Source organism: Levilactobacillus parabrevis ATCC 53295, assembly GCF_001434055.1.
Taxonomy (GTDB): domain Bacteria; phylum Bacillota; class Bacilli; order Lactobacillales; family Lactobacillaceae; genus Levilactobacillus; species Levilactobacillus parabrevis.
The window spans coordinates 1-3298 of sequence record NZ_AZCZ01000076.1 but is presented as its reverse complement, the minus strand read 5'-3'; the positions used below and the strand labels follow the sequence as shown (position 1 = coordinate 3298).

Genomic DNA, 3298 nt, shown 5'->3' with positions numbered 1-3298 from the left:
TGTGAGGGTTCTTTTTTTATACAAAAAAATAAAAGAAGGACGGGTCGCATGACCATAGCGACAGTGTACCTGGCAACTGAGCGACGTCAAAAATGAAATGGACGTGCTGCTTCAAGTGCGTCTATGGCGTTGTTGCATCTTTCTTTGTGGTGTCATAGGTGGAGAATACGCGCAGATAAATCAAAATTATAATGAATGAACGATGTATCTCGGCCGAATAGTATTAAATCTGATAATGTCCGGAATAGGGGCGCGTAATTCTGAAACTGTCCCCCGGCTAAGTTAATGCCATTTGTTTTTAGTGGCCGATAGTGATGGAAGTACACTGCTGTTGAATTAGTGGTGTATTTTACGCTCCCACTAAACAAGATTAGAAGAATAGTCAATTTAAAAGGGTAACGGCGCTTCCATGTGGGAAGGTCGTTACCCTTTTTTGCGAGGAACTAAATTAAACTTTACGTTCGAATGACCTTAGTGTTGTTTAACCTTAACTGCTCGAGATTGCCAGTACTTTCTGACTAGTGCGATGACAACCACTAGGCCGCTGAATTGGCAGGTCGTCATGAGGCCAAAGCCCATATTAAAAGCATTGATACTCCCACTAATGAGGCTAAGCATGGCAAACACTGACAAGCCGATCCAATGCACCCGATTTGTCCAAATGTTCGGGTGGTGACGAGCAATGCCTAAATTAATCATCAGACCAATCAGCAAGAGGATGAGAAAGTCAATCCAGTAGAGGCCGGGGAAGGTTGAAAACTGGGTGATGCGTTCCACCAGGAGAATACCGAACAGGACCACTAATAGAATGGGGCTTGGGTCGGTAACTGTTCTTGTTGCGGGTATTGCTGTTGTGCCCTGTAAGAGGACATCTACTGGAACAGCATATAGAGTGGCTAATTGAGTAATGGTGGCGATGTCCGGTTGGTTCCGTCCGGTCTCCCAGCTGGAAACGGTTTGGCGCGAGACGTGAAGCTGATCCGCCAATGCTGTTTGGGTTAATTGTTGTGTTTGCCGGAACTGTTTCAAACGCGGGCCTAGTTCTGTCGATGCCATGGGGGGCACCTCACTTCCTTAATAATTGCTGTTACCTCTAGCATAGAGAATCGGCAGAAAATAGCAAGCTATTCTCGCTAGCATCCGTATCATCCGGCGGTTTGGACGGGTACGCTGAAAGGGAGTAGAGGAGACGATGTCTAGTGCAACGCATACAAGAAAAAATGGTTCGAGTAGTCGGGTTACGGAAAACTTTCGGCCGCCGAACCGTCTTACATGATGTGAACTTTGAATTTTCAGCCGGCAAAATTGTCGGTTTAGTCGGTCCCAATGGTGCGGGGAAGACGACCATTATGAAAGCATTGCTGGGACTGCTGGCGACGGATGCCGGGAGCATTCGGATTTTGAGTCAGCCAGTGTCGATTACTACCCATACAGTTGTGACGCAACAGGTAGGTGCGCTCATTGAACGTCCGGCGATTTATCCTTTTCTGAGTGGCTGGCAACATTTGCAATTGATAACGAACTCTGTGGAACAAATGAAGTGGGTCGTGCAGGCCTTTCAGATGGAAAATTATATCCACCGGCCAAACGGTATTCGTTAGGCATGAAGCAAAAACTGGGGATCGCCATGGCATTAGTGACCCGACCACGGTTAGTCATATTGGATGAACCAATGAATGGGTTGGACCCACAATCGGTTAAGCGGCTGCGCCATTTGATCGTTCAATTGGCACGGGAAGGGACTACATTTCTAATTTCCAGTCATATTTTGAGTGAGTTGGAAAAGATCATTGATACAGTGATTCTAATTGATCAAGGACAAGTATTGTTGCAACGAACGATGGCTCAATTTCGGGAATCGGCGCGGCAATCTTTGATGATACGGACGAAGGAGAATACGCGGGCTTTACGGGTGCTCTTACAGGCGGACTATCCGGTAGTGCAGCGGGGCAGCGACTTAATTGTGAGCAAGCCGGTTGCGCTGACACCCTTACTGCACATCCTTCTCGACGCCCATATTCAGATTTTAAAGGTGAACCAATACCAGGAGGATTTAGAGACAGTCTTGTTACGCTTGTTAGCGGAAAGGAAGGCATAGAGCATGGGACAATTATTACAACAGGAGATTTTTAAATTCAGATATCAGCGATTGGCATGGCTCGCACCAGTCATCTTGGCCCTTTTACAGGCGGGACTGGCAATGACGGCACATGGGGCATCGGTCAGTGATCAGAAGTTTTATGTTTCATCGGCGTATGGCGGGTTCCAATGGCTGACAATACTCATTATTGTGATTGGCGCCAGCTGTGTGACAATGGAGTTTGAGTACGGGACCATCAAGCAGTTGGCGATTCAAGTGAATCATCGCTGGACGATTTTTGTGGGGAAGTATGTCTTAGTCCTCGGTTATAGCGTCTTACTCCATGGGGGAGTCATCCTCATGACACTATTGCTCAAGGGGAGCGGTGGGCGAAGCCTCTCGTGGCAGAACATCTATCTCTACCATCAATCCTTATTGGCTAATTTAGTAACAAATGCAGCATTGGATATGTATGGCGGTGTGATGATTGTTGGGCTAGTCTTCTTACTGGCAAGTTGCAGTCATAACAGTGCAGCGGCGATTGCTATTGGTGTTGGTGTTTGTTTCGTTGGAGAGGGTGTGTCCAGTCTATTATTGCAGTCGTTTAAGTCGGTGCTGCCAGTGATGAAATGGAATCCGTTTAATATGTTCTTCCTGCAGGAGGAGTATGGCAATCCCAGCTACCAGCAGAATGTGACCCATTTGACGATTCAACAGTTGGGTGTCGGAAATCTTGTATGGGCGTTGTTCTTTGTCGGGGTAGGTGCAGTGATCTTTTCAGGGCGAAGAATTTAGGTTGAGGAGGGTGCCGGAAACATGTTTTGCAGGCTAGTTATGACGACAGGCGTTACGGCGACATTCTACTGGTAGCTTCGGGCCCATAACGGGGAGGAGTGCGAGATGGTTCTGGGGCCGCTGCAAGCGAATAGTGGGGGAGATCGACATTAATTTAGAATTTTTGTTGACAGGCAGATGATGTGCATGGTATATTATCTAAGTTGTCTTTTACGACAGCAACTCGTTAATTTAAAAAGTTAAATTGCTTGTTGACAAGTAGTCTAACAAAATGGTATATTAATTGAGCTGCTTCATTAAGAAGCAACAAACGACAAGAATTATTATTTAAAACTTCTTGTTGACATTCATATCAGCTAAATGGTATGATGATTAAGTTGTCTGCGAGAGCGGATAACATGTAGACCTTTGAAAACTGAACAT

General features: G+C 46.1%; 3 protein-coding genes and 1 pseudogene. 3 read left to right on the top strand and 1 reads right to left on the bottom strand.

Features of this window, described 5'->3' with window-relative positions:
• Positions 1-471 precede the first annotated feature (471 nt).
• Positions 472-1056, bottom strand: coding sequence for a helix-turn-helix domain-containing protein (locus FD07_RS11685; RefSeq protein ID WP_020090504.1), 585 nt, complete (start codon positions 1054-1056; stop codon positions 472-474).
• Positions 1057-1220: 164 nt separating this feature from the next.
• Here FD07_RS11685 and FD07_RS12420 point away from each other — a divergent pair.
• The 3 genes and pseudogenes from FD07_RS12420 to FD07_RS11670 form a co-directional block, all read left to right on the top strand.
• Positions 1221-1618 (top strand): annotated as a pseudogene (locus tag FD07_RS12420) (ATP-binding cassette domain-containing protein); the annotation flags it as partial.
• Positions 1604-2098 carry an AAA family ATPase gene (locus tag FD07_RS12235; protein WP_051089621.1) on the top strand — a complete coding sequence of 165 codons (495 nt, stop codon included), beginning with the start codon at positions 1604-1606 and terminating at the stop codon, positions 2096-2098. The pseudogene FD07_RS12420 and the gene FD07_RS12235, both read left to right, overlap by 15 nt.
• A gap of 3 nt (positions 2099-2101) precedes the next feature.
• Positions 2102-2875 carry an ABC transporter permease gene (locus FD07_RS11670; RefSeq protein WP_020090503.1) on the top strand — a complete coding sequence of 258 codons (774 nt, stop codon included), beginning with the start codon at positions 2102-2104 and terminating at the stop codon, positions 2873-2875.
• The last annotated feature ends 423 nt before the right edge of the window (positions 2876-3298 follow it).

Bases quoted from the DNA above. Each gene is read 5' to 3' on its own strand.
- FD07_RS11685 (WP_020090504.1), bottom strand. From the start codon at position 1,056: ATGGCATCGACAGAACTAGGCCCGCGTTTGAAACAGTTCCGGCAAACA.
- FD07_RS12235 (WP_051089621.1), top strand. From the start codon at position 1,604: ATGAAGCAAAAACTGGGGATCGCCATGGCATTAGTGACCCGACCACGG.
- FD07_RS11670 (WP_020090503.1), top strand. From the start codon at position 2,102: ATGGGACAATTATTACAACAGGAGATTTTTAAATTCAGATATCAGCGA.